Raw genomic sequence first — 23,420 nt, 5'->3', positions numbered from 1 at the left:
AATCCCACCATGGGCCCCTACCTCCTCGGCCTGCGGCTCTCCGGTCGCCGGGTCCTCGTCGTGGGCGGCGGCCACGTCGCCCAGCGCCGGGTTCCCGCGCTGCTGGAGGCGGGCGCGGTGGTCACCCTGGTGTCGCCCGGTGTCACCCCCGCCCTCGACGACCTCATCGCCGCTGGCCGTGTCACCTGGCACGCCCGGCCGTACGAGGTGGGCGACTGCGACGGCGCCTGGCTCGTCCAGGCCTGCACCGACCAGCGGTCCGTCAACACGGCGGTCGCCGCCGAGGCCGAGGCCAAGCACATCTGGTGCGTACGCGCCGACGACAAGGACGCCACCGCCGCCTGGACCCCCGCCTCCGGGCGCGTGGACGAGATCACCGTGGCCGTCACCGCGGGCGGCGACCCGCGCAGGGCCGCCGGCATCAGGGACGCCGTGGTGGGCGCCCTGCGCGACGGCACCGTGGACGCCCGGCGCAGCCGCACCAAGCCCGTCGGCGTGGCGCTCGTCGGCGGCGGGCCCGGCGACCCCGGGCTCATCACCGTGCGTGGCCGGCAGCTCCTGGCCCAGGCGGACGTCGTGGTCGCCGACCGCCTCGCGCCCCGCGCCCTGCTCGACGAGCTCGCGCCGGACGTCGAGCTGATCGACGCCGCCAAGGTCCCGTACGGCAGGTCGCTGCCCCAGGAGAAGATCAACGAGCTGCTCGTGGACCGCGCCCGGCAGGGCAAGTTCGTGGTGCGGCTCAAGGGCGGAGACCCGTTCGTGTTCGGTCGCGGCGGTGAGGAGATGCTCGCCTGCGCCCGCGCCGGGATTCCCGTGGTGGTCGTGCCCGGCATCACCAGCGCCGTCGCCGTGCCCGCCTCGGCCGGGGTCCCCGTGACCCATCGGGGCGTCAGCCAGGAGTTCCACGTCGTGTCCGTGCACGTGGCGCCCGACGATCCCGCTTCGACCGTCGACTGGCCCGCCATGGCCCGCTCGCAGGGCACATTGGTCCTGCTGATGGCCGTGGAGCGGCTCGCCAAGGTGGCCGAGGCCCTCCTGCGAGACGGACGCTCACCGGAGACTCCCGTAATGGTGGTGCAGGACGGTACCCTTCCGACCCAGCGGGCGGTTATCGCTCCACTTTCCACCGTGGCCGACCGCGTGTCCGCGGCCGGGATACGGCCGCCGGCGATCGTCGTCGTCGGCGATGTCGTGAGCGTCGGCCAGGAGGTCGAGATGGTTCGAGCGGAGCGCTTGCCGTGAACACGGCCATGGATGACGGGCGCCAGGAGTCGCCAGGGGAGCAGACGTTGAGCTTCCGCGCCATCACGGACGAGGACGCCGTCGACCCCGGCGCCGCCTCACCGGCCACGCAGCCGGAGGAGGACCCCTCACCAGAGGCGGAAACGGAACCCGTACCGGAACCGGACCCCCAGCTCGCAACGGAATCCGAGCCCGAGCCGGAAGCCGTGTTCGCAACGGAACCGGAGCCCGACTCCGAAGAGCCGCCCTCCCGGCCCTCGCTCTTCCAACCCGCTGCCTTCCGCCCCCCGGCCTCCCGGGCCTCGGCCGCGCAGGCAGCCCCCGAGGCCGACACTGAGCCAGCGCCCTCGACGGAGCCTGAGTCCTCGACCGAGTTCGACGCCGAGCCTGAGCCCCAGACCGACGCCGAGGCCGACACGCAGCCGGGGCCCGAGCCCGAGACCGCTCAGACGGAGCCCGAGACCGAGAGCCCTCGGCAGCCGGCGACAGACCCGGACCTGGACGCGGACCCGGAGACAAAGCCAGAGACCGAGCCGGAGGCTGAGCCGGAGCCTCTGGCCAAGGCTGGGACGGGGGCGCAGGCCCTTCCCCCGGAGACCGTCGCCGCGCTCACCTCCGCCCTCGACACCCTCCGCGTCAGTGTCGCCGACCTGCGCTTCGGTCTCGACCTGCCGGGCGCCGACGAGGCCAGGCAGGCCCGCGCCGACCTCCTGGCCCAGCTCCAGGACTACGTGCTGCCCAGGGTGCGCACCAACACCGCGCCCGCCCTCATCGTGGTCGCCGGCTCGACCGGCGCAGGCAAGTCCACGCTGGTCAACTCCCTGGCCGAGAAGAACGTCTCCCGCACCGGCGTCCGCCGCCCCACCACCGGCGTACCCGTGCTGGCCTGCCACCCGGAGGACCAGAGGTGGTTCGCCGAGGGAGAGCTGCTCGGCGGCCTGCGGCGCATCGACAAGCCCACGGCCGAGTCCGGCCCCGACAGCCTCGTCGTCGTCCCCACCGAGAAGCTGCCTCAGGGCGTGGCGCTGCTCGACACCCCCGACATCGACTCGGTCGTCGAGAAGCACCACGAGATCGCGCAGCGCATGCTCGACGCCGCCGACCTGTGGGTCTTCGTCACCACCGCCGCCCGCTACGCCGATGCCCCCGCCTGGAACCTCCTGCGCATGGCCAAGGAGCGCGGCGCCCGCCTGGCCATCGTCCTGTCGCGGGTCCAGCCGAAGGCGCGCGAGGTGGTGCTCAAGCACTTCGCCCGCATGCTGACCGAGTACGGCCTGGGGGAGATCGACCGGTTCGTCATCGGTGAGTCCAAGGTGGTCGACGGCCGGCTGCCCGACAGCGAGGTCACCGACCTGCGTCTGTGGCTGGCCGAGCTGTCGGTCGACGAGGAGCGCCGGGCGCAGGCCGTGCGGGAGACCCTGGACGGCGTGCTCAACAGCTTCCGCACCCGCGTACCCGCGCTGGCCAAGCACATGGAGACGCAGGTGGCGTTCCGGGGCGAGCTGCGCTCCGACGTGGACGCCGCGTACCGCAACGCCCTGTCCGACATCGACCGGGCCTTCCGCGGCGGCTCGCTCATCCACGGCGAGGTGCTCGCGCGGTGGCAGGACTTCGCGGGCTCGGGCGACCTCATGCGCACGCTGCAACTGCGCAGGCGCGGCCGCACGGCCCGGCAGGCCCCCGAGCGGGTGCTGGCGTTCAGGGCGGCGCTGCGCGCCGGCCTGGAGTCGGTGATCGTCGCCGCCGCCACCCGCGCCGCCGACGAGGTGGCGGCCCGATGGCGCCAGCGCTCGCCGCTCGGCGCGAAGCTCGCCGCCGATCTCGACCGGCCCTCCGACAATCTCGTACGGCACGCGGCCCGCGCCATCGCCGCCTGGCAGGAGCACGTCACCGAGCTCGTGCGCACCGACGGAGTGGCCAAGCGCTCGGTGTCGAAGGTGGTGTCGTTCGACGCCGACTCGCTGTCGTTGATCTTCATGGTGGCGATGTTCAGCGGCGCGACCACGGGTGTGCCGCACCGGCTGGTCAACGCCCTGCTGGGCGCCGAGTCGCTGCGCGGCATCGGGGCGAAGGCGCTCAGCGACCTGCGCGCCAGGATCGGCATGCTGTTCGACGAGGAGTCCATGCGTTACGTGCAGGCGCTCGACTCGGCCGGGATCCCGGACGAGTCCATCGCGACACGGCTCTACCAGGCCACGTACAACCTTGAGGTCGCGCGATGACCACCATGACCACCAGGCCCGGCCTGGCGCCGCGGCTCACTGCGCTCACCAAGCTCGTGGAGCTCGGGCCGGGACGGCTGGAGCCCAAGCTGCTGGCCGAGGCGAGCACGCTGCTCAAGCGGGCCGGCGAGCGGCTCAAGCTGTCGTCGGAGCACACTGTCGTCGCGCTGGCCGGAGGCACGGGCAGCGGCAAGTCGTCGCTGTTCAACGCCATCTCGGGGCTGGAGCTGTCACCCACGGGCGTGCGGCGGCCCACCACGGCGCGCACCCACGCCTGCGTGTGGGGGCTGGAGGGCGCCGCGCCGCTGCTCGACTGGCTGCAGATCCAGGAACGGCACCGGTTCGCCCGCGCCAGCGCCCTCGACCGGGGCGAGACTCAGCTCCACGGGCTGATCCTGCTCGACCTGCCCGACCATGACTCGATCAGGGCCCTCACCGACAACGAGGCGGACCGGCTCATCGGCCGGGCCGATCTGGTGGTGTGGGTGCTGGACCCGCAGAAGTACGCCGACGCCTCCACGCACCGCCGCTACGTGACCGAGCTGGCGGGGCACGAGGCGGTGACCGTGTTCGCGCTCAACCAGGCCGACAAGCTGAGCGCCGCCGAGCTCGCCGAGCTCGTCATCGACCTCAACGACCTGCTGCGCCGCGAAGGCGTCGAGCACCCGACCGTCGTCCCCACCTCGGCGACCACCGGACGTGGCGTGGACAGTCTCAAGACCGTCGTCGCGGGAGCCGTCTCCCGGCGCCGGGCCGCGATCCAGAAGCTGGAAGCCGACCTCCATCGGCTCGAACAGCGGATCAGCACCTCCATGCCGGTGGGAGAGTCCCTGTCCGCCCCGTCGGCCGTGGACGACGCCCGCAGGCTCGGCCTCACCGACGCGCTGTGCGACGCCGTGGGCGTCCCGGCGGTGGGCGAGGCCATGGAGAACGTCTACGCCGAACGCTCCATGAGCTGGGTCGGCTGGCCGTACCCGCGCTGGATCTCCAAGCTGCGGCCCGACCCGGTCAAGGCGCTGCGGTTGCAGGACGTCGGGGACGAGATCCGCGGCATCACCACCGGCACGGTCAGCGCCCAGACCGCGGAGGTGGTGAACGCGGTGCAGGCCCTCGCCGACGGGTTGTCCGGCGACATGCAGCCGGTGTGGCGGTCGTCCCTGCACCACGCCGCCCGCTCGCGCCTCAAGCAGCTCCCGCAGGCCCTCACGGAGGAGCTCTCGGAGGTGGCGCCCCGGCTCGACCATGTGCCGGGCTGGTGGTGGCTGCTGAAGATCTGGCAGTACCTGCTGGTGGCAGGGTTCGTGCTCGGACTGGGCTGGCTGGTGACGGGGCTGTTCCTGCCTGGCCAGTCGCCGCTCGGCTTCCAGCTGCTGGGTGACACGGCCGCGCTGCCATGGGTGGGGCTGATGATGGCCTCGGTCCTGGGCCTCGGGGCACTGTCGGGCATCGCCGCACGCAACTTCGTCGAGCTGGGAGCGTCGAAGGAACGCGAACGGCTGGAACGGGAGATGCGGCGACGGGTCGCGGCGGTGGCGGAGACCATGGTGGTGGAGCCGGTCGAACGCGAACTCGGCCGCCACCACACCTTCTACACGGCCATGCGCACCCTCGCCGGCTAACCCGCACACTCGCATTCGCCCGTTCGCGCCGACCCAACGGCCCTGTCGCGGTCCGGTACGGCGTCGCGGTTTCGTACGGACCTCTGCTGGCAGGGAGTCACCTGGGGCGACAGGCGATGAGCGCGCAACAACAACCCAAGGCGACGGTCGAATGCGACGGGCGCCAATGAGTGCGCAGCAACCGGCGAGCGCCACGACGTTTTCCACAACCGCCCCGCCCCTCCACCCCCAAATCCACAGAACACCATTCGGCCCCCCGGCCCCTCCACCCCTTCCGGCACCGTGATCCCAGGTCGCGGGCACCCCGCCCGCTGACATGGGAGGCAATGGGATGAACGACATCTACATCACGCTCACCGGAAACGTCGCAGCAGAGCCCCGTCAGTACACCTTCGAGGACGGGGCGAAGGTCACCTCACTCCGGGTCCTGACGTCGCACCGCTACTTCGACAGGAAGACCGGCCAGTGGACCGACGGCGAGAGGGTCTGCTTCGCGGTGCGCTGCTGGCGGTCCCTCGGCGACAACGTGGCGCAGTCCATCAAGATCGGGCAGCCCGTGGTGGTGTCCGGCAAGCTCCGCATCCGCGAGTTCGGCCCGGAGGGCGACCGCCGCTTCATGCCCGAGATCGAGGCGAGCGCGGTGGGCCATGACCTGCGCTGGGGCACCGGCGCCTTCGTCAAGCCGGAGCGTGGCGGCGGCGCTGCCACAGTGAGCAAGGAGATGCGCGACCGCCTGGACGCGGAAACCCAGGACTGGGCCATGGGCATGAGCGCGGGCACGGGCATGAGCGCTGGCAGGAGCGCGGGCACGGGCATGGACATGGACGCGGGCAGGAGCGTGGGGACAGGCATGGCGGGCAGGACCGATCACGCCCACCCGTCTCTTCCGGAACCTCCCGCCCTCACCCCGCTTCCCCCTGCCCCGGCGGACGACGCAGGCGAGCCCGCCTACGCCTCCATCCAAGGGGACCTCGCTCCCGCCACCCGCGCCGGCGAGCCCCCTCACGCCACCGACCCGGCAGCGTCCCATCACCCTGACCCCATGGGAAAGGCATCCGGCACCGGAGACGGGGCGGACACTCCACATGCCGACGACACCGCCGCCTCCAATGTCCAGCGCCCCAAAACCTCGCCAGGCCCGGCCTCTCCGTCCTCCGGCAAGGCGCCCTCCAAGCCATCCCGCTCAAAGGGACGCCCGGCCCGTACCGACGGCACCGTGATCCGCATCCTCGGTGAGGACGACAACGAGCACGAGTCGGAAGACGCCGAGTGGCCCACCAAGGAGCCCATCGCGGCCTGACACCGCCGCACTCCCACGCACAACCGGCCCGACACCCACTCCCACGGGCCTCGGGCCGGTACGTCAGGCAAGGGCCCCGCGCAAGAAAGCCCTGAACACCCAGAACCACTCGACACACCCCGGCCGACCTCACGACGGGGCGGCACCCGAACAGGGACAAGAAGTTCGAACAGGGAGAAGAAAGCCGAAGGCAGACACGAGAAGAAGCAGAACGAGAAGCCCGAAGGGGGCCAACGCGCAATCTGAAGGGAAACGACGCGAGGCCTGGAGCACGACGCGAGGCATGGAAAGGGCACAGCCAAAGCCCGGCGGAAGAACGCCGGCCCCGGGGGAGAACACAGGCCAGGAGGGGCGAAAAACGCGGGCCCAGAGCGGTGGCAACGCGATACCCGAGGGCGAACACGCTGACCCTGAGTGGTAACAACCCAATACCTGGAGGGGGAGCAACGCGGACGCGGAGGGGTGGCACCGCGATGCCCAGAGGGGGAGCAACGCCGGCCCAGGGAGAATGCAATCGGGCTCGGAGGGGGCAAGGGCGAGTCGTCGGCCACGAAAAGCCAACCGCAGAAAAGCCAAGGCAGAAGGCCAAACCAGGAAGGCAGACCAAGAGGGAGTGGAGGGGGAGGGGCTACCGAGCGGAGTGAAGACTGTGAGGACGAGGAAGTCCGTGAGGACGGTGAGCTCCGTGAAGTCCCCGGGGCGGGCAAATCATCCGGGTGATCCGGGATGGAGTGGGAGACCCCGGGCCGGACGTCGCATCAAGACCAGGTCACACCTCGCGCCATGGCTGCTCCTTTCCATCGTCTCCCGGCTCGTGGAGTGAGCCGGAATCTCCCTTACAGACCACGATGACCTAGGTGGTCCCGCCGCCCAACGTATCGGTTCCGATCGCACAACGCACACTCCGCAACTATTGTGTTACATATCGTTAGTCAGGGAGGAGACGTGATGGCGGCCCCTCGTCACACCCCGATCACGCCTCGCGACGGAGTGTCCACCCTGGTCGGCCGCTGGCCGCTGCTAGGGCAGCGGCGTCCCCTCGTGGTCTATCTCGTCGGGATCGTGGCTCTCGACTTCGTCGCGATCGTCCTGCTGGCGGCGTCCACCCCGATTCGGTGGTCGGACGTCATGGCATTCGTCGCGCTCATGGCGTGCGGCGCGGCGTGCATCGAGGCGACCAGACGTCTCGGCATGCCCGCCGGCGTCTCCCGCGACCTGCTGTCGGCCTGGTGGTTGCCGGTGGCGCTGCTGCTGCCGTCCCTCTATGCCCTGCTCGCGCCCATCGTGTTGCAGATTCTCCTGCAATGGCGGGTCCGGGCCACGGTGCTGCATCGTCGCGTGTTCAGCTCGGCCGCCATCGGATTGGCGGGGTGCGCCGCCTCGATGGCGTTTCACCGGCTGGTGCCCGATCCGGCGGCGCTGACGCGGGGCGCCATCGAGCCGATCGGCTTGGCGGTGGCCGCGGCCGTCGTGTTCGCCCTGCTCAACACGGCCCTCATCGCCCTGGCCGCACACATGGCCGACCCCGAGGTGCCGTGGCGCGAGGTCCTGTGGGACAAGGAGAGCGCCCTGCTCGACGTCGTGGAGCTGTGCCTCGGCGTCAGCGTGGCCATCTCGGCCGGTCTCAATCTCGGCCTGCTCATTCTCGCGCTGCCACCGGTCGTACTGCTGCAACGCAGCCTCCTGCACGCCCAGCTCCAGGCGGCCGCTCGCACCGACCCCAAAACCGGCCTGCTCAACGCGGCGGCGTGGCAGCGCGAGGCCGACACCGAGATCGTCCGCGCCCGGCGCACCGGCGAGACGCTGGCACTGCTCATCGTCGACATCGACCATTTCAAACGGGTCAACGACCGGCACGGTCACCTCGTCGGCGACCAGGTCCTGGCGGCGGTCGCGGCCACGCTGCGGAGCCAGTTGCGCGAGTACGACGTGGTGGGCCGCTTCGGCGGTGAGGAGTTCGTGGTCCTGCTGCCCGGTGCCGACGTCCACGAGGCGCGCCAGGTGGCCGAACGCCTCCGCAACCGCATCAGCCACATGGCGGTCGCCGCTGACGATGCCATGATCACCGTGACGATCTCGGTGGGGGTGGCCATCATGACCCTGCACGGTGACGACCTCATAGAGCTCCTGGCCGCCGCCGACCTGGCCCTCTACCGCGCCAAGGAGCTCGGCCGGGACCGCATCTGCCTTCCGGTCATCCAGCCCACTCACCTGCACGACGCCTCATCGGCACCAACGCCGACCGGTTCCCCCCTTGAGGCGTCCATCGACTCCACTCTCGAAGACCCTTCCCGCGCCCCGAGCCCTTTCGCCGCCTCAGAAGCGCCGCCGATTCCCAGCCCTTCACCGCTCACAGCAGCTTCAGCGATCTCAGAGGCTTCAACGGCGAACGCTTCACCGATACCACCGGCTCCACCGATTGCCGATGCTGCACCGGACCCTGGCGGCGCTGCGCCCGGACGGGCCCCGAATCCGTCACTCCCTTTGAAGGGGATCGAAGACCCTTCAGAGGTCCCGAATCCCACAGCGATCTCCCAACCGGCAGCGATCTCCCATCCGGCAGGGCTTCCCGATCCCACAGGGATTTCTGATCCCGCAGCGATCCCAGATCCCCCAGAGATCCCCCGATCGCCATGGATTCCCCATTCCACACAGACCCCCGACCCCAGCGCGATTCCCAATCGCACCGCGATTCCGGATCCCAACGCGATACTGAGTCCCGTGGTGATCCCAGATCCCTCGATGACCCAGGATCGTTCTCTGGCCTCCCAGGACCGCTCTCTGGCCCAGGACGGTCCATCGGCCCAGGACGGTCCATCGGCCCAGGACGGTCCATCGGCCCAGGACGGTCCATCGGCCCAGGACCGTCCATCGGCCCAGGACCGTCCATCGGCCCAGGACGGTCCATTGATCCCGAATCGTTCACTGGTCCAGAATCCGTCACTGTTCCCGAATCCCTCGACTCCCGATTCCAGACTGAACCAGGGACCCTCGCTGCGCCTGGATCCTCGTCAGACGCCTGAGCCACCACCCCCATTCCTCCCAAAGGTGTCACCGATCCGGGAGCCATCACCAAACGCAGAGCCCCCGCCATCGGTAGAACCTCCACAGGTTCACGCCCCTCCTCCTGCAGCGACCCAGGCCCCGCCGCCTCCCTCCGAACAGCCCCCAACCCCCGAACCCTCCCAGCCCGTCGATCCGGGCAAAGCGCCGGAACAGCCGTTGGATCAGTCAGGGGCTACGCATTCACCTGCGGACGTGGAGTCATCAGCGTCTCCGGCACCTCCGTCGCTCAGCGACATCCCTTGAGCTGGGACGAGACCGCCGCGTGAAAGCGTGAGCGGATCGTGCCGCCTTCGTGTTCACGCGCGGGTGCGTGGCACCGTTCGTTGCTCACGGCCTGCCGCAGACATTGCGTCGCCCGGCGGCCATCCTGGCGCGTGCGCACGACTCAGGCTCCGTCCCCAGCGGGGCGCTGAGGGCACGCATCGCAGGGGCGCCCGGCGGGCGCCGACGCCACAACCCCGTACCCCTGCCGCTCTTCGGGCCGCCTTCGGTCCCCGACCGGCGGAAGCCCGGTCGAGAGCCCCTAAGCTAGATGTCATGCCGGAGTACATCTACACGCTGCAGCGCGTGCGCAAGGCGCACGGCGACAAGGTTGTCCTTGACGACGTCACGCTGTCGTTCCTGCCCGGAGCCAAGATCGGTGTCCTGGGCCCGAACGGCACCGGTAAGTCGACGCTGCTCCGGATGATGGCCGGCCTGGAGCAGCCGTCCAACGGTGACGCGCGGCTCATGCCGGGCTTCACGGTCGGCATGCTCCAGCAGGAGCCCCCGCTGAACGAGGAGAAGACCGTCCTCGGCAACGTTCAGGAGGGCGTCGCCGAGACGATGGCCATGCTCGACCGCTACAACGCGATCGCCGAGCAGATGGCCACCGACTACAGCGACGAGCTGCTGGACGAGATGGGCAAGCTGCAGGAGCAGCTGGAGCACCGCAACGCGTGGGACCTCGACAGCCAGCTCGAGCAGGCGATGGACGCGCTGCGCTGCCCGCCGCCCGACGCCGACGTGACCACGCTGTCCGGTGGTGAGCGCCGTCGTGTCGCGCTGTGCAAGCTGCTGCTGGAGGCCCCCGACTTGCTGCTGCTCGACGAGCCCACCAACCACCTCGACGCCGAGAGTGTGCAGTGGCTGGAGCAGCACCTGGAGAAGTACGCCGGCACCGTGCTGTCCGTCACCCACGACCGCTACTTCCTCGACAACGTGGCCGGCTGGATCCTCGAGCTCGACCGTGGCCGCGCCTACGCCTACGAGGGCAACTACTCCACCTACCTGGAGGCCAAGGCGCAGCGGCTCAAAGTCGAGGGTCAGAAGGACGTCAAGCGCAAGAAGCGCCTTGAGGACGAGCTGGAGTGGGTCCGCTCCAACCCCAAGGCCCGCCAGACCAAGTCCAAGGCCCGTCTCCAGCGCTACGAGGAGATGGCGGCCGAGGCCGACAAGCACCGCAAGCTCGACTTCGACGAGATCCAGATCCCGCCGGGCCCGCGCCTGGGCACCACCGTGATCAGGGCCGAGGACCTCACCAAGGGCTTCGAGGACCGGCTGCTCATGGAGAAGCTCTCGTTCGACCTGCCGCGCAACGGCATCGTCGGCGTCATCGGCCCCAACGGCGTCGGAAAGACCACGCTGTTCCGCATGATCACCGGTAGCGAGACGCCCGACAACGGCTCGATCGTCGTGGGTGACACGGTCAAGATCTCCTACGCCGACCAGAGCCGGGGCGGCATCGACCCCAACAAGAACGTCTGGGAGGTCGTCTCCGACGGGCTCGACCACATCAAGGTCGGCAACGTCGAGATGCCGTCGCGCGCCTACATCGCCGCGTTCGGGTTCAAGGGCCCCGACCAGCAGAAGAAGGCCGGCGTCCTGTCGGGCGGCGAGCGCAACCGGCTCAACCTGGCGCTCACCCTCAAGCAGGGCGGCAACGTCCTGCTCCTCGACGAGCCCACCAACGACCTCGACACCGAGACCCTGTCGTCGCTGGAGAACGCGCTGCTCGAATTCCCGGGCTGCGCGGTCATCACCTCGCACGACCGGTGGTTCCTCGACCGCATCGCCACGCACATCCTGGCGTGGGAAGAGGGCTCCAACTGGTTCTGGTTCGAGGGCAACTTCGCCGACTACGAGAAGAACAAGATCGAGCGGCTGGGCGCCGACGCGGCCCGCCCGCACCGGGTGACCTACCGCAAGCTCCACCGCGACTGATCCCGACATCCACGGCTCGGGCTCACTGCCCGGGCCGTGAGCCCGAGCCTCATGTCTCACGACTCGTCGCTCAGAGCTCGTCGGTCACGGCCCAGGATCCAGGGCCAACCGCTCGCGGCCTCACGGCTCAGGGCTCGCGGCCTCAGGCTCAGGGCTCGTGCCTCACGGCTCGTCGCACCAGGGCTCGCGGCACATCCCAGGCCGTGCATGTCGTACACCCGCTGCACGACATGCACGGTCCTGCCGTGTTTGCCTGAGGCTCAAATCCCAGCCGGGTAAGACGAGGCCGTGGCGGGTGAAAGCCGTCTCCCCAGCCGCCCGCGGACTGTCCAGAGCTCGGTGCTCGACCCCGCGCCCGTGTACCCGTGTACCCGTGTTCGCTGCACCGTCGCCGGCAGAGTCATCACCCGGCGCTGTCCCAGCTCATCCGCTTCGACCAGAGCAACCTCCAGCCGTTCGACCCTGGACACCAATGGCTGCCGGCCTCCCGGCCGTGCCCCCGGTCGTGCCGCCGGTCGGGCCGGGTGAGAAGGGCCGCGTGGGGGCGGGTACGGTGGCGGGCGTGGTGCACGAATCGCTCGAAACCCTGACCCGGCGGCACGTCTTCCCCCGCATGGTGCGGTTCGCGGACATCGACTCGCTCGGGCACGTGAACAACGTCCGGTTCTTCGACTACCTGGAGGACGCCCGGCTCGCCATGTTCCACATCGACCCGTACCGGGCAGGCGATGCGCCGTTCAAGGGGCTGGTCATCGCCCGGCACGAGATCGACTACCGGCGGCCGTTGTCGTTCAGGGCCGAGCCGGTGCGGGTGGAGACGTGGGTGACGGAGATCAAGCCGGTGCGGTTCACGCTGGCGTACGAGATCCGTGACGACGACGAGCTGTTCGTGACCGCGTCCTCGGTGGTCGTGGGTTACGACGTCGAGGCCGGCGCGCCCCGCAGGCTGACGCCGCAGGAGGTCGCCTACCTCGAACGCTTCAAGATCCCCTCCTAGCGGCGTGTCCCCTCCGAGGCGGGACCTGAGGCGCTGGGTGATGCTCGCCCTCGGTGTCAACGCGCATGCCAGCGTCACCCTGGGCCTGTTCGGGCTCCCCCTCGTCATGCCGGATCTGCAACGCTTCTTCGAGCTGCCCCTGCCGCTGGCCGGCATCGTGGCGAACGCGCCGGGCATCGGCGTGCTGTTCGCCCTCGTCCCATGGGGTGTGCTGGCCGACCGGCACGGCGAGCGGCTCGTGCTCGGCCTGGGCGTGGGACTGGCGGCGGTGTTCTTCGCGGCCGTCACGCTCGTCACCGGACTCTGGGCGGTCGTCGGCCTGCTGGCGCTGGCGGGCGCCGCCGGGTCGGCCGCGATGGTGGGCGGCGGCCGGATCGTGCTGCGCTGGTTCCGCCCGCCGGAGCGCGGCGTCGCCATGGGCCTGCGGCAGGTGTCCTACACGCTCGGCATGGCCGTCGCGGCCTTCGTGCTGCCGCCCGTGTCGCGCGCGCACGGCATCCCGGGCGTGCTGGCGGTGTGCGCCGCCGTGAGCCTGCTGGCCGCCGTGCTGGCCGCCCTGTTCCTGGCCGAGCCGCCGCGCGACGGCCCCGGCTCGGGTCCCGCGCCGGCCGGCTCGCCGTACCGGCAGCCCGCCCTCTGGCGGGTCCACGCGACAAGCGCGCTGCAGGCGGTGCCGCAGATCGTGGTCAGCACGTACGGCGTGGCGTGCCTCGTCCACGTGTACGGCTGGGACGGCGTGCAGGCGGGGCGGCTGTTCGGCGTGGCCGCGATCGGCGGCGCGGCGGTGCGCATCGCGGTGGGCCGCTGGTCCGATCGGACGGGCCTGCGGATGGCGCCGCTGCGCCTGCTGACGTTCGGCAGCCTGGCCGTGCTCGTCCTGCTGCTCGCGGGCACCTTCACCGGGTCCTGGCCCGGCCCGGTGATGCTGGCGCTGGCCGCGGTGATCACGGTGGCGGGCAACGGGCTGGCGTACCTCGCGGCCGGTGAGCTCGCCGGGCCCGGCGCGGCCGGGCGGGTGCTGGGCACCCACAACACCATCCAGAACGTCGTCGCGCTGGCCGTGACCCCGCTGGCCGGCCTGCTCATCACAGGGGCGGGCTACTGGGCGGGGTTCGCGGCGGGGCTGGTGTGCGCGCTGCTCTCGGTGCCGGTCATCCCGGTCCGAGGGGAACGCGGCGCGCACGCCCCGCCCGCCGAGGTCACGTAAGGACCGAAGTCACGTAAGGGCCGGGGTCACGTGAGGGCCGAAGTCACGTCGGGGGACGGAGCACGTACGAGAGAAAGGGGCATCGAGTCGCTCGGGGGTCTCCGATCAGCGCGGGCTGCCATAGCGGCGGCAGGGTCGAGCCCCGTCATGAATGCGCCGCCTTCCGCAGCCGCATGGTAGGCACGATGGTCAGTGCGGCCGTCGCGGCCAGGAGGACGAAGGCGAGGCGGAAATCGGCCATGGCGTCGCGCAGGATGCCCACGAGCATGGGAGCCAGTGCCGCGCAGCCGTACCCGACGAAAAACGCCATCGCGCTGATCCTGCCCGCCTCGGCGGAGTCGCGGCTGACCGCTACCGGCACCGTCAGGACCAGGGTGAACAGGCCGCCGTGCCCGACGCCCAGGGCGAGGATCCACAGCCAGGTCACCGTAGCGGGCGCGAGGGCCAGGCCGGTGAAGCCGAGCGCGGTCAGCGCGGCCGTCAGCGCGAGCCCCACGCGCAGGTCGCGCCGTTCGCCGAGCAATGCCGGTACGGCCAGCATCGCCACCACCTGGATGCAGATCATCACGGTGAGCAGCGCCCCGGCCCCGGTGCCGAGCCCGTTCTCCTGGAGCAGGGGTACGACCCAGGCCAGCTCGCAGTAGTACAGGGCGGAGTTGGCCGCCGACAGCGCGGTCACCCGCCAGGCCACAGCGCTACGCCAGGGCAGCCCTGTGGTGAGCGGGCCCGCGGGGGCGGCCGTCCGGTCCAGGGCCAGGGAGCGCCGGGACGCCGTCCACGCCACCACCCCGGCCAATGCGAGCACCGACCACGAGGCCAGCGCCCCGGGCCAGGAGTCGAGGAAGCCGGCCAGCGGGGCGCTGACTCCGGCCGCGACGGCGCCACCCGTGCCGAGCCCCGCGGTGTAGACGCCGGTGGCCAGGCCCGCCCGGTCGGCGAAGCGGCTCTTGACGACGGCGGGCAGCAGCGTCTGGGCGATGGCGATCCCGGCCCCGACGACCGCCGCGCAGCTCAGTTGCAGCCAGGTGGATCCGCCGACGAGGCGGGCGGCGGTGGCCACGGTGATGACGATCAGGCCAAGCAGCACCCCGCGATGGAGCCCCAACCGGCGGCCCGCCATGGCGGCCAGCGGCGCGCACAACCCCATGGCCAACGTGGGAACGGTCGTCAGCAGGGCCACCCCGGTCGCGGTCAGATCCAGGTCGGCGCGGATGCGGTCCACCAGCGGCGAGACCGCGGCGATCGCCGGCCGCAGGTTGGCCGCCGCCACGAACATCGCCAGTCCTGCCATCCCGAGCGTCTGCCTGTCAGGTGGCGAACCGATCAACGTCATGAACACTCCAATGATCTAAGACAGTTTCTATCTGGGTTCTATCACAACTCCGACAAAAGATGTCCGAGTTGGATAGGATGGCCATCATGAAGCTGTCCAACGGGGTGGAGTGGGCGCTGCACAGCTGCGTCACCCTCAGCCAGAGCCGCGAACCCGTCCCCGCGGCCCGGCTCGCCGAACTGCACGGCACCCCTCCCGCCTACCTGGCCAAGCACCTGCAGGCGCTCTCGCGCGCCGGCATCGTGCACTCCACGGCCGGTCAGGTAGGCGGATACGAGCTGACTCGGCCCGCCGCCCAGATTTCGGTGCTGGAGGTGGTGCGGGCGATCGACGGCGGCGAGCCCGCCTACCGGTGCACCGAGATCCGGCAGCGAGGCCCCCTCGCCCTCCCGGCCGAGCGATGCGAGCGACCGTGCGCGATCGCCCGCGCCATGGCCGCGGCCGAGGACGCCTGGGCGGACGCCCTGCGCCAGGTCACGATCGCCGACCTCGCCGCCCGCATCGACGCCGACAGCGAGGGGACGGCGATGGCCGCCGTCAGCCGATGGCTGACCGCCGCACGCTAGACCGACCGGCCTCGCCCATCCGATCCAGGAGTGTGGCGAAGATCGCGGACTTGGCCTGCCCCCACGTAGGAGCCGGGGTCAGGTGACGGGTGTGCTCAGCAGCCAGGCCGCCGTGTCCGGAGGAAGGGCGTCGCCCGCCAGGGAGCCGCTGGACAGCAGGACGCGCTCGTGCGGCGGCAGCCGTACGGCCTCCGTGCCGCAGTTGAGCACGCACACCAGCGGCCCCCGGCCGAAGAACAGCGCGTCCTCCGGGGAGTCCAGCCACTGGATAGTGTGCGGCATCTCCTCCACCAGCTCCCGGCGGCAGACCAGCGCGGCCCGGTAGAACTCCAGGGTCGAGGCCGGGTCGCCGGCCTGCGCCTCCACGCTCAGCGCCCCGAACTCCGCCGGTTGCGGCAGCCACGGCCGCGTCTCGCCCGGAGAGAACCCGTGGGACGGTTCCGTCACCGTCCACGGCAGCGGCACCCGGCAGCCGTCGCGCCCGGGAAGCTTCCCCTCCGACTGGAAGAAGACCGGGTCCTGCCGCGCCTCCGGGGGAAGATCCTTCACCTCGGGGAGTCCAAGTTCCTCCCCCTGGTAGAGATATGCCGACCCGGGAAGCGCCAGCATGGCAAGCAATGCCGCTTTCGCCCTGGGGAGTCCGGTTCCGGGGTCGGCGGTCTCGTAGCGGGTGCGGTGCCGTACGACATCGTGGTTGGACAGCACCCAGGTGGCGAACGGCACGGTCGCCAGCGTGTCGTCGATCACCTTCCGGAACGCCGTCGCCGACCACGGAGCCTGGAGCCACGCGAAGTTGAAGCTCTGGTGCAGCTCGTCCGGCCGGACATAGCGCGCCAGATCCTCCGGGTCGTCCGTCCACACCTCGCCCACGGCCATGCGCTCGCCCGGGTAGCCGTCGAGCAGCTTGCGCCACGACCGGTACACGCCGTGCACCTCCGGCTGCCCCCACACCGGCGAGCGCGACGTGAACGACTGGTCATCCACGCCCGGCAGGTCCGGCAGTCCCTCCGCCTTGTACAGCCCCATCGCCACGTCGATGCGGAACCCGTCGACGCCCCGGTCCAGCCAGAACCGCAGGATGTCCAGGAACTCCTCGTGGACCTCCGGCTCGCGCCAGTTGAAGTCGGGCTGCTCCGGGGCGAACAGATGGAGATACCACTGCCCGTCGGCCACCCGGGTCCACGCCGGCCCGCCGAAGGTGGACTGCCAGTTGTTCGGCCGGTCACGGAAGACGTAGCGGTCGCGCCGCTCGCCGCGCAGCGCCGCCTGGAACCACGGGTGCCGCGAGGAGCTGTGGTTGGGCACGATGTCGACGAGCACCCGCAACCCGTGCTCGTGCGCGTCGGTCACCAGCGCCTCGAAGTCCGCCAGTGACCCGAACAGGGGATCGACGCCCCGGTAGTCGGCCACGTCGTAGCCGCCGTCGGCCATGGGGGAGGGGTAGAAAGGCGTCAGCCAGATGGCGTCGACGCCCAGGCGCCGGAGGTACGGCAGACGCTCCCGGATGCCGGCGAGGTCGCCGACGCCGTCACCCGAGGCGTCGGCGAAGCTGCGTACATAGATCTCGTAGACGACCGCGTCACGCCACCAAGGGATAGTCATGGGGCGGTCATGCCCGTTATGTGGGCGAGTTCACCAAGCTGTGCGCCGCGTAAACCAGGTAGTCCCAGAGGCGCTTCTCCTGCTCCTCCGGAAGCTCCAGCGAGTCGACGCCGTCGCGCATGTGCTTGAGCCAGGCGTCGCGCTCGGCCTCGCCGATCACGAACGGCACGTGCCGCATGCGCAGGCGCGGATGACCGCGCTCCTGGCTGTAGGTGTTGGGGCCGCCCCAGTACTGGATCAGGAACCCCCGCAACCGCTCCTCCGCACCCGTCAGATCCTCTTCGGGGTAGAGGGGACGGAGCAGCGGGTCCTGGGCCACCCCCTCGTAGAAGCGATGCACCAGCCGTCGGAAGGTCTCCTCGCCCCCGACGGCGTCGTAGAAGGAGGTCTCAGTCACGGTGCAAGCCTACGCGGCGGGCACCAGTGCGATGCCGGCGGTGTCCAACGCGTTCTTGACCTTGAGCCGCATCTCGCGGGCGACCTGCGCCTGCCTGGAGGGCAGCGTCTTGGCCGAGATGCGGAAGACGAGCGTGCTGTCGGACAGCTGCTCCACGCCGAACACGTCCGGCCGCTCCACGATCACCGTCTCGCGGAACTCGGGGTCGTCCCACATCTCCTTGGCGATCCGCTCCAGCACGTCGCGCACCGCCGCCACGTCGCTGTCGTAGCCCACCGGGACGTCCACGTAGGACCGCGACCAGCCCTGCGACTCGTTGCCGACCCGGGTGATCGTGCCGTTGCGCACGTACCAGACCCGGCCGTCGGCGTCGCGCAGCCGCGTGATGCGCAGCGTGACCGCCTCGACCGTGCCGACCGCGGCGCCCGCGTCGATCACGTCACCCACGCCGTACTGGTCCTCCAGCAGCATGAACATGCCGGCGATGAAGTCCTTGACCAGCTCCTGCGCGCCGAAGCCGATCGCCACGCCGAGGATGCCGACGCTGGTCAGCAGCGGCGCGATCGGGATGGTCAGCCGGTCGAGCACGGTGAGGACGGCCGTGCCGAGGATGACGATCGAGGCGACGTGCTTCAGCACCGAGCCCATGGTCTCGGCCCGCTGCTTGCGCCGCTCGTGGAGCAGGACGTCGATGCTCTCCGAGCCGACGCCGTTCCGGCGGAACTTGGTCATGAGCGAGCCGCCGGTCGCCGCCCGGGTGACCACGCGGGTGATGAGACGGTGCGCGACGTTGCGGATGACGAACGCCAGGATGAGGATCAGCACGATCGTGATCGCGCTGGCCACCAGCGGCGCCCACACAGCTCCCTTGAACAGCCCGGCCAGCGTGGAGCAGATGACCGTGTCACCCTTGCAGACCGAGGCGACCTGCTGGCTCATGTCACTGAAGCTGGGGATCACCGACTCCGGTGAGGGAGAGGGCGATGGCGCTGGGGTCGCCAGGAACACTGGGAGGATCCCCTTTCGAGAAGCGGTTCGGCCGGCGGATTGGACCGATTTCGATCCACAAGATACCGCCGACCGAACCGGCCGCCGTCACATCACGCCGGGGAAGACGGGGTCGTCGGGCCCGGGGCCGCGGAGGGCGAGGCCTGACGCTCCGGTGACGGACGGCCCGGCAGGGACGAGCACCCGGAAGCAGGTCCCGTGCCGTTTCTCCGGAAGGCGGACCTTCCGGACACCCTCCGGTGTGACCCGGAGGGAGTCGGTGTGTAAACAGTGGAACCGGCGGGACGGCCAAGGCTCCCGCGAACGGGAGACCTCCGCACCGGCCGCCCCGCCGGCTCCGTGAAGCCGCGATGGATGCGGTGAACCGCGGCGGCTGCGCTCCACGCGGGTCACCGCCTGTGTCATTCGCCCACCGCGGCGAGCACCCGAGCGACCTTCGTCGCGGCACCAGCCGGGTCGTCCGCCGCGTGCATCCGCTCTCCCCAGGACCAGCAGTACCACCAGTCCGGCAACTCGGAGACCGCCGTCGGCCGACAGGTGACGTTCTCGGACAGGCTGGTCGCGTTCGGGTTGATCACCCGGACGAACAGCCGGCCGGTCTGGGTGCGGACCACTCGTGCGAGCAAACCGCGAGCGCCGAGCTCCGCTACCAGACGCTCAAGGTGCTCGAAATCGTCGTCCCCCACCTTTCGTCCCTCCCTCGCTTTGTTGCTGGTGGGCCAAAGATGACTCAAGTCGGCGCGTTACGCAACGAGCACATCCCGATCACAGGGAGTCGCTATTCCCTCGTGGGTTGTAAGAAACAGTCCGCCGGAGGACGATCCTTAACCGTAAGCTTCAAGAGGACGTTTTCTTCCCGTCCACAATGGTTCATAGTCTTCGGTAGGCGGAGTGCAACACAGAGACTACGCTGAGTCGTCGGTCGTGGATCGTTCGGGACGTGTGTGAGAGGGGCCGGGATGTCCGGCAGGCAGCACAGGGAAACGGAGATAGCGCGGCGGACCAGAGCCAGGGGTCTCGCCGCCGGCCGCACACCTGCCCAGATCGCCGAGGAGATCCATGAAGCCTGCGAGCCGTTGTTCGGCACGACGAAGATCAAGAGCCATCGTCTGTCGCACGGTATCGCCCTCGCCGACGTCATCGAGCAGGTGCGCGCCCTGTTCGAGTGCGACGCCAAGCCGCCGCCGGGCATCGGCGAGACCCTCCTGTCGGCGTACGAGAGCGGCCTGAAACGCCCCGGCCCCGAGTACCTCCACTACCTGTGCACCGTCTACCGCGTCGAGCCCTCGGCCCTCGGCTACGACGGCCCCTGCATCTGCGGCCACGGCCACCGGGCGCCCGGTGGGCCCGCCTTCGACGTCTCGGAGCGCGTCCCGGCCTCGGTGGAGGCGCGTGAACAGCGGCCCGGTCCGTCCGGTGAGGAGGAGCCGCCGCATGACGGCCAGGAGGACGAGAACATCCTCCGCCGCGCCCTGCTCCACCTGCTCGGCGACAAGCCCTCCATGAAGCCCGAGGGGCCGGTGCTCGGCGCCATCGACGGCATCAGGCGCCGCATGGACGAGACGCTCGTCTGCGCCACGGTCTCGCCGGCCATGCTCGACCAGTGGGAAGAGGTCACGCAGGCCTTCGGCCGGCAGTACACCACCACCGCCCCGCTGCGCCTGCTGTGCGACGTGGTGCTGGAGCTGGGCGCGGTCCGCAACGCCATGAACCATCGCCAGCCGATCGACCTTCAGGAGCGCCTGTGCCGCATGGTCGCGCAACTGGCCGGGCTGAGCGGCATGATCATGATCAACCTGGGTGACCACCGCCTGGCGCGCTCGTTCTTCCGCACCGGCCGCATCGCCGCCGACGAGACCGGCGACCGCGCGCTGCGCGCCTGGGTGACGGCCCGCGAGTCGCTCGTCCCGCTCTACTACGGCGACGCCCGCGAGGCGCTCAACCTGGCCAAGAAGAGCCGTGACCTGGCCGGTGCCACGCCGTGCGCCGCGCAGGCCATGGCCCCGGTCGTGGAGGCCCGCGCGCTGGCCATGCTGTCGGGCACCGACAGCAAGAAGGAGATCGTCGACCAGGCCAAGCGCGCGCTGGCGCGGGCCCGCAACGCCTTCAGCCTCATCAAGGGCGACGAACGCGAGGACATGGCGTTCGGCTACACCGAGCGTCAGCTCTACTTCTACCAGGGCGACGTCCTCACCAAGCTCGGCCAGACGCTGGAGGCCGAGGTGGTGCTGGAGCAGGCCCTCGACAAGTACCAGGACCACATCCTCGACCAGACGCTGATCAGGCTCGACCGGGCGCAGTGCCGCCTGATCGAGGGCGACGTCACCGAGGCGCTGGAGGTCGGCACCGAGGCCCTGCGCCTGCTCGGCCCGGAGTACCGCACCGACTTCATCATGCGCCCGGCGCTCGCCTTCGAGCAGGCGGTCATGCTGCGCGACCGCGACCATCCGGGTCTGGCCGCCTACCGCGAACAGTTGCGCCCCGAGCCGGTCGCGGGCGAAGGAAAGGCCGGTGCATGAACCTGAAGATCCGTCGTTACCGCTGGTCCGACCTGGACACGATCCTCGCACTGCACCAGATCTGCCTGGCCCAGGTCGGCCTGTTCCCCGGTGACGGGGTGTACTACGACGACGACTTCCCCCGTATCCAGGAGCTCTACCTGGTGTGCGGCGGTGACTTCCTGGTGGGCGAGACGGGCGGCCGGGTCGTCGCCATGGGCGGGCTGCGGCCCATCGACTCCGGCAAGGCCGAGATCTGCCGGCTGCGCGTCCACCCGGAGCTCCAGCGACGCGGCTACGGTGCCGCGATGCTCACCGCCCTGGAGAAGCGGGCGGTCGAGCTGGGCTTCCACAGCGTCCGAGGCGACACCACGCTGCGGCAGGAGGCCGCCCTCGCGCTGTACGCGCGGCACGGGTGGCGCGAGATCTCCCGCTCCCGCGTCGGCGACCTCATCGTGGTGTACGGCGAGAAGCGGCTCGTGCCCGCCGCCGTCCTCGACGCCTGATCCCCGCCTCGCACCGTCCCCCTGGGAGTCCTGTGGGCAAGGCGTGACGGGAGAAAAGGATGATTCGATCACTCCTGCGGATATGGATGTACGAACCCCCGGGTGAGCCTCTTCACTCCCGGTGGTAGAGGAGTATCCCCGGCTGCTGCGAGTACATCCGCGGCTGCGTTTCGTAGTGAGATGCTTCCGCCATGACAGGCGTGGCCGCTCCCCGACCCCTCCTGGGAGCCGTGCTTCTGTTGTTCGTCAGCGCCGCATGGGGGTCGGCGTTCCCGCTGATGAAGGATCTCATTCTCCGGATGCCGGTAGAGGATCTGCTGGCCGAGCGTTACACGATCGCAGCACTGACGCTCCTGGCCCTGCGCCCGGGCGCGCTGCGGGGGCTGTCGTGGCGCACCTGGGGAAACGGGCTCGTCCTGGGCGTCATGTTCGGGGTGGGCCAGGTGGGGCAGGCGTTCGCGCTCGACAGCCTGCCCTCGGCCGTGTCGGGGTTCGCCGTCGGGTGCAGCGTGGTCCTCACGCCCATCCTGGCGCTGCTGCTGTTCAGGACGAGGATGCCGGGGCGGGTGTGGGCGGGGGTCGCGCTGGCGCTGGCGGGCATGACGGTGTTCACGCTGCTGCGCGGCGTCGGCGACCAGCCGATCTCGCTGCCGGCGCTCAGCGTGACGCTCACCGCCGCGGCCCTGTACGCGGGGCACACGCTCCTCCTGGCGCACTTCTCGCGCACCCGCGAGGGCTTCAACGCCTACGCCCTGACCGTCATCCAGTTGGGCACCATCGGGCTCATGGCAGGCGCCTACGCCGTGCGTGACGGACTGAGCCTCCCGGTGAGCCTTCCTGACTGGGGGGTGCTCGCCCATCTGGCGGTGGTGTCGTGCGCTCTGGGGTTCCTCGCCCGCTCGTACGGCCAGGCGCACGTGGCGGCCGTGCCCAGCGCGGTCCTCATGTCGTCGCAGCCGCTGTGGGTGGCGGCCATCGCGGTGATCTGGTTCCACGAGCCGGTGGACTGGAGCATGATCCTCGGTGGTGGGCTCATGGGCGCGGCGATGCTCCTGGCCGTACCGTCGCGCACGACAGCGTCCCCGCGTGCTGGGGCGTCCCCTCCCATGACGCCCCTTCCTGCGGCGCCACCGCCGGTGGACGAGCCGGCGGACGGCGCGCCGCCGCGCGTACAGCTGCTCGCCGTGTCCCGCCGGGCCTCGAAGAGGCTGGCCGACCTCAAGGTCAAACGGGAGGAGCCGGGTCAGCCGGGGGAGGCGTCCGTGCCGCAGGGGCCGCCCGTCGCGGGGGCGGCGTGCCGGCTGCAGGTCCACCAGATCAAGGGCAGCGGCCAGCCGAGCCTCGATCGGCTGATCCAGCGGGCGACGGTCATCGTCCGCGCCCGCAACCTGCCCGGCCCCGGCTGCTGTCAGTCCGTCACGCTGGCGGGACGTTGCCTGTGCGCATTGATCGAGGAGGCCGAGCAGAACGGAAAGGTGACAAAGGCATGCTGGTTTCGGCCCGGCTGACCATCTGTCAATCATCGAATAAACACGCTAATTAGCTATTACTAGCTAACTTATGCGTCCTAAAACTTGATATTCGGCGCTGTGTCCGAATAATGGGGTGTTAGTCCCAATGGAGGGGTAAGACACCATGAAGCGCATCATCGTCCA

At 70.3% G+C, this 23,420-nt stretch carries 17 protein-coding genes; 12 read left to right on the top strand and 5 right to left on the bottom strand.

Annotated features, from left to right (window positions below; all coding sequences use genetic code 11):
• Nucleotides 1-9 precede the first annotated feature (9 nt).
• The 8 genes from cobA (at nt 10) to AB0H64_RS15630 (ending at nt 13,855) form a co-directional block, all read left to right on the top strand.
• Complete coding sequence (gene cobA / locus AB0H64_RS15665; protein ID WP_357624278.1) at nt 10-1,242, top strand: uroporphyrinogen-III C-methyltransferase; 1,233 nt, start codon at nt 10-12, stop codon at nt 1,240-1,242.
• Entirely contained in the window at nt 1,239-3,464 is a 2,226-nt protein-coding gene (locus AB0H64_RS15660; RefSeq protein WP_357624275.1) for a dynamin family protein, read from the top strand. The genes cobA and AB0H64_RS15660 overlap by 4 nt, the downstream gene beginning before the upstream one ends.
• Nucleotides 3,461-5,083: a GTP-binding protein gene (locus tag AB0H64_RS15655; protein ID WP_357624272.1), complete on the top strand. Its 1,623-nt coding sequence runs from the start codon at nt 3,461-3,463 to the stop codon at nt 5,081-5,083. The genes AB0H64_RS15660 and AB0H64_RS15655 overlap by 4 nt, the downstream gene beginning before the upstream one ends.
• A 331-nt stretch (nt 5,084-5,414) precedes the next feature.
• Complete coding sequence (locus tag AB0H64_RS15650; RefSeq protein ID WP_357624270.1) at nt 5,415-6,383, top strand: single-stranded DNA-binding protein; 969 nt, start codon at nt 5,415-5,417, stop codon at nt 6,381-6,383.
• A gap of 1,041 nt (nt 6,384-7,424) precedes the next feature.
• Nucleotides 7,425-9,692, top strand: coding sequence for a diguanylate cyclase (locus AB0H64_RS15645; protein ID WP_357624267.1), 2,268 nt, complete (start codon nt 7,425-7,427; stop codon nt 9,690-9,692).
• A 294-nt stretch (nt 9,693-9,986) separates the two neighbouring features.
• Entirely contained in the window at nt 9,987-11,651 is a 1,665-nt protein-coding gene (gene ettA, locus AB0H64_RS15640; protein ID WP_357624265.1) for an energy-dependent translational throttle protein EttA, read from the top strand.
• A gap of 472 nt (nt 11,652-12,123) precedes the next feature.
• Nucleotides 12,124-12,648: a thioesterase family protein gene (locus AB0H64_RS15635; RefSeq protein WP_357624262.1), complete on the top strand. Its 525-nt coding sequence runs from the start codon at nt 12,124-12,126 to the stop codon at nt 12,646-12,648.
• Nucleotides 12,649-12,688: 40 nt separating this feature from the next.
• Nucleotides 12,689-13,855, top strand: coding sequence for an MFS transporter (locus tag AB0H64_RS15630; RefSeq protein ID WP_357624259.1), 1,167 nt, complete (start codon nt 12,689-12,691; stop codon nt 13,853-13,855).
• 145 nt (nt 13,856-14,000) lie between these two features.
• Here AB0H64_RS15630 and AB0H64_RS15625 read toward each other — a convergent pair whose 3' ends face one another.
• Nucleotides 14,001-15,188 (bottom strand): MFS transporter, encoded by a 1,188-nt coding sequence (locus tag AB0H64_RS15625; protein WP_357624257.1) that lies wholly within the window; start codon nt 15,186-15,188, stop codon nt 14,001-14,003.
• An 86-nt stretch (nt 15,189-15,274) separates the two neighbouring features.
• On the opposite strand from AB0H64_RS15625, the gene AB0H64_RS15620 reads away from it, so the two are divergent.
• On the top strand, nt 15,275-15,754 hold the full coding sequence (locus tag AB0H64_RS15620) for an Rrf2 family transcriptional regulator (protein ID WP_357624254.1): 480 nt from the start codon (nt 15,275-15,277) through the stop codon (nt 15,752-15,754).
• Between the two features lie 78 nt (nt 15,755-15,832).
• Here the strand turns inward: AB0H64_RS15620 and AB0H64_RS15615 are convergent, their stop codons facing one another.
• The 4 genes from AB0H64_RS15615 to AB0H64_RS15600 all read right to left on the bottom strand — a co-directional run bounded on the left by AB0H64_RS15615 (nt 15,833) and on the right by AB0H64_RS15600 (nt 19,447).
• On the bottom strand, nt 15,833-17,356 hold the full coding sequence (locus AB0H64_RS15615; protein ID WP_357624252.1) for a glycoside hydrolase family 13 protein: 1,524 nt from the start codon (nt 17,354-17,356) through the stop codon (nt 15,833-15,835).
• A gap of 16 nt (nt 17,357-17,372) precedes the next feature.
• The gene (locus AB0H64_RS15610) at nt 17,373-17,753 is read right to left on the bottom strand and encodes a globin (RefSeq protein WP_357624250.1); all 381 of its coding nucleotides are present in this window, start codon (nt 17,751-17,753) and stop codon (nt 17,373-17,375) included.
• A 9-nt stretch (nt 17,754-17,762) separates the two neighbouring features.
• Nucleotides 17,763-18,692, bottom strand: a complete 930-nt coding sequence (locus AB0H64_RS15605) for a mechanosensitive ion channel family protein (protein ID WP_357624247.1) — start codon at nt 18,690-18,692, stop codon at nt 17,763-17,765.
• A gap of 470 nt (nt 18,693-19,162) precedes the next feature.
• Complete coding sequence (locus AB0H64_RS15600; protein ID WP_310712224.1) at nt 19,163-19,447, bottom strand: hypothetical protein; 285 nt, start codon at nt 19,445-19,447, stop codon at nt 19,163-19,165.
• 273 nt (nt 19,448-19,720) lie between these two features.
• On the opposite strand from AB0H64_RS15600, the gene AB0H64_RS15595 reads away from it, so the two are divergent.
• The 3 genes from AB0H64_RS15595 to AB0H64_RS15585 all read left to right on the top strand — a co-directional run bounded on the left by AB0H64_RS15595 (nt 19,721) and on the right by AB0H64_RS15585 (nt 23,273).
• Nucleotides 19,721-21,280 (top strand): XRE family transcriptional regulator, encoded by a 1,560-nt coding sequence (locus AB0H64_RS15595; protein WP_357624244.1) that lies wholly within the window; start codon nt 19,721-19,723, stop codon nt 21,278-21,280.
• A complete protein-coding gene (locus AB0H64_RS15590) occupies nt 21,277-21,765 on the top strand; it encodes a GNAT family N-acetyltransferase (RefSeq protein WP_310712227.1) in 489 nt (162 codons plus the stop codon). The genes AB0H64_RS15595 and AB0H64_RS15590 overlap by 4 nt, the downstream gene beginning before the upstream one ends.
• A gap of 191 nt (nt 21,766-21,956) precedes the next feature.
• A complete protein-coding gene (locus AB0H64_RS15585; RefSeq protein WP_357624242.1) occupies nt 21,957-23,273 on the top strand; it encodes an EamA family transporter in 1,317 nt (438 codons plus the stop codon).
• Nucleotides 23,274-23,420 lie beyond the last annotated feature (147 nt).

It is taken from the genome of Nonomuraea sp. NPDC050733 (assembly GCF_040654215.1).
Classification (GTDB): Bacteria; Actinomycetota; Actinomycetes; order Streptosporangiales; family Streptosporangiaceae; genus Nonomuraea.
This window is presented reverse-complemented; position numbering and strand designations above follow the sequence as displayed.

Excerpts from the sequence above, each read along its gene's own strand:
- cobA (WP_357624278.1), top strand. The coding sequence starts at position 10 with ATGGGCCCCTACCTCCTCGGCCTGCGGCTCTCCGGTCGCCGGGTCCTC.
- AB0H64_RS15655 (WP_357624272.1), top strand. The coding sequence starts at position 3,461 with ATGACCACCATGACCACCAGGCCCGGCCTGGCGCCGCGGCTCACTGCG.
- AB0H64_RS15650 (WP_357624270.1), top strand. The coding sequence starts at position 5,415 with ATGAACGACATCTACATCACGCTCACCGGAAACGTCGCAGCAGAGCCC.
- ettA (WP_357624265.1), top strand. The coding sequence starts at position 9,987 with ATGCCGGAGTACATCTACACGCTGCAGCGCGTGCGCAAGGCGCACGGC.
- AB0H64_RS15635 (WP_357624262.1), top strand. The coding sequence starts at position 12,124 with ATGGCTGCCGGCCTCCCGGCCGTGCCCCCGGTCGTGCCGCCGGTCGGG.
- AB0H64_RS15630 (WP_357624259.1), top strand. The coding sequence starts at position 12,689 with ATGCTCGCCCTCGGTGTCAACGCGCATGCCAGCGTCACCCTGGGCCTG.
- AB0H64_RS15625 (WP_357624257.1), bottom strand. The coding sequence starts at position 15,188 with ATGACGTTGATCGGTTCGCCACCTGACAGGCAGACGCTCGGGATGGCA.
- AB0H64_RS15620 (WP_357624254.1), top strand. The coding sequence starts at position 15,275 with ATGAAGCTGTCCAACGGGGTGGAGTGGGCGCTGCACAGCTGCGTCACC.
- AB0H64_RS15615 (WP_357624252.1), bottom strand. The coding sequence starts at position 17,356 with ATGACTATCCCTTGGTGGCGTGACGCGGTCGTCTACGAGATCTATGTA.
- AB0H64_RS15605 (WP_357624247.1), bottom strand. The coding sequence starts at position 18,692 with ATGAGCCAGCAGGTCGCCTCGGTCTGCAAGGGTGACACGGTCATCTGC.
- AB0H64_RS15595 (WP_357624244.1), top strand. The coding sequence starts at position 19,721 with ATGTCCGGCAGGCAGCACAGGGAAACGGAGATAGCGCGGCGGACCAGA.
- AB0H64_RS15590 (WP_310712227.1), top strand. The coding sequence starts at position 21,277 with ATGAACCTGAAGATCCGTCGTTACCGCTGGTCCGACCTGGACACGATC.
- AB0H64_RS15585 (WP_357624242.1), top strand. The coding sequence starts at position 21,957 with ATGACAGGCGTGGCCGCTCCCCGACCCCTCCTGGGAGCCGTGCTTCTG.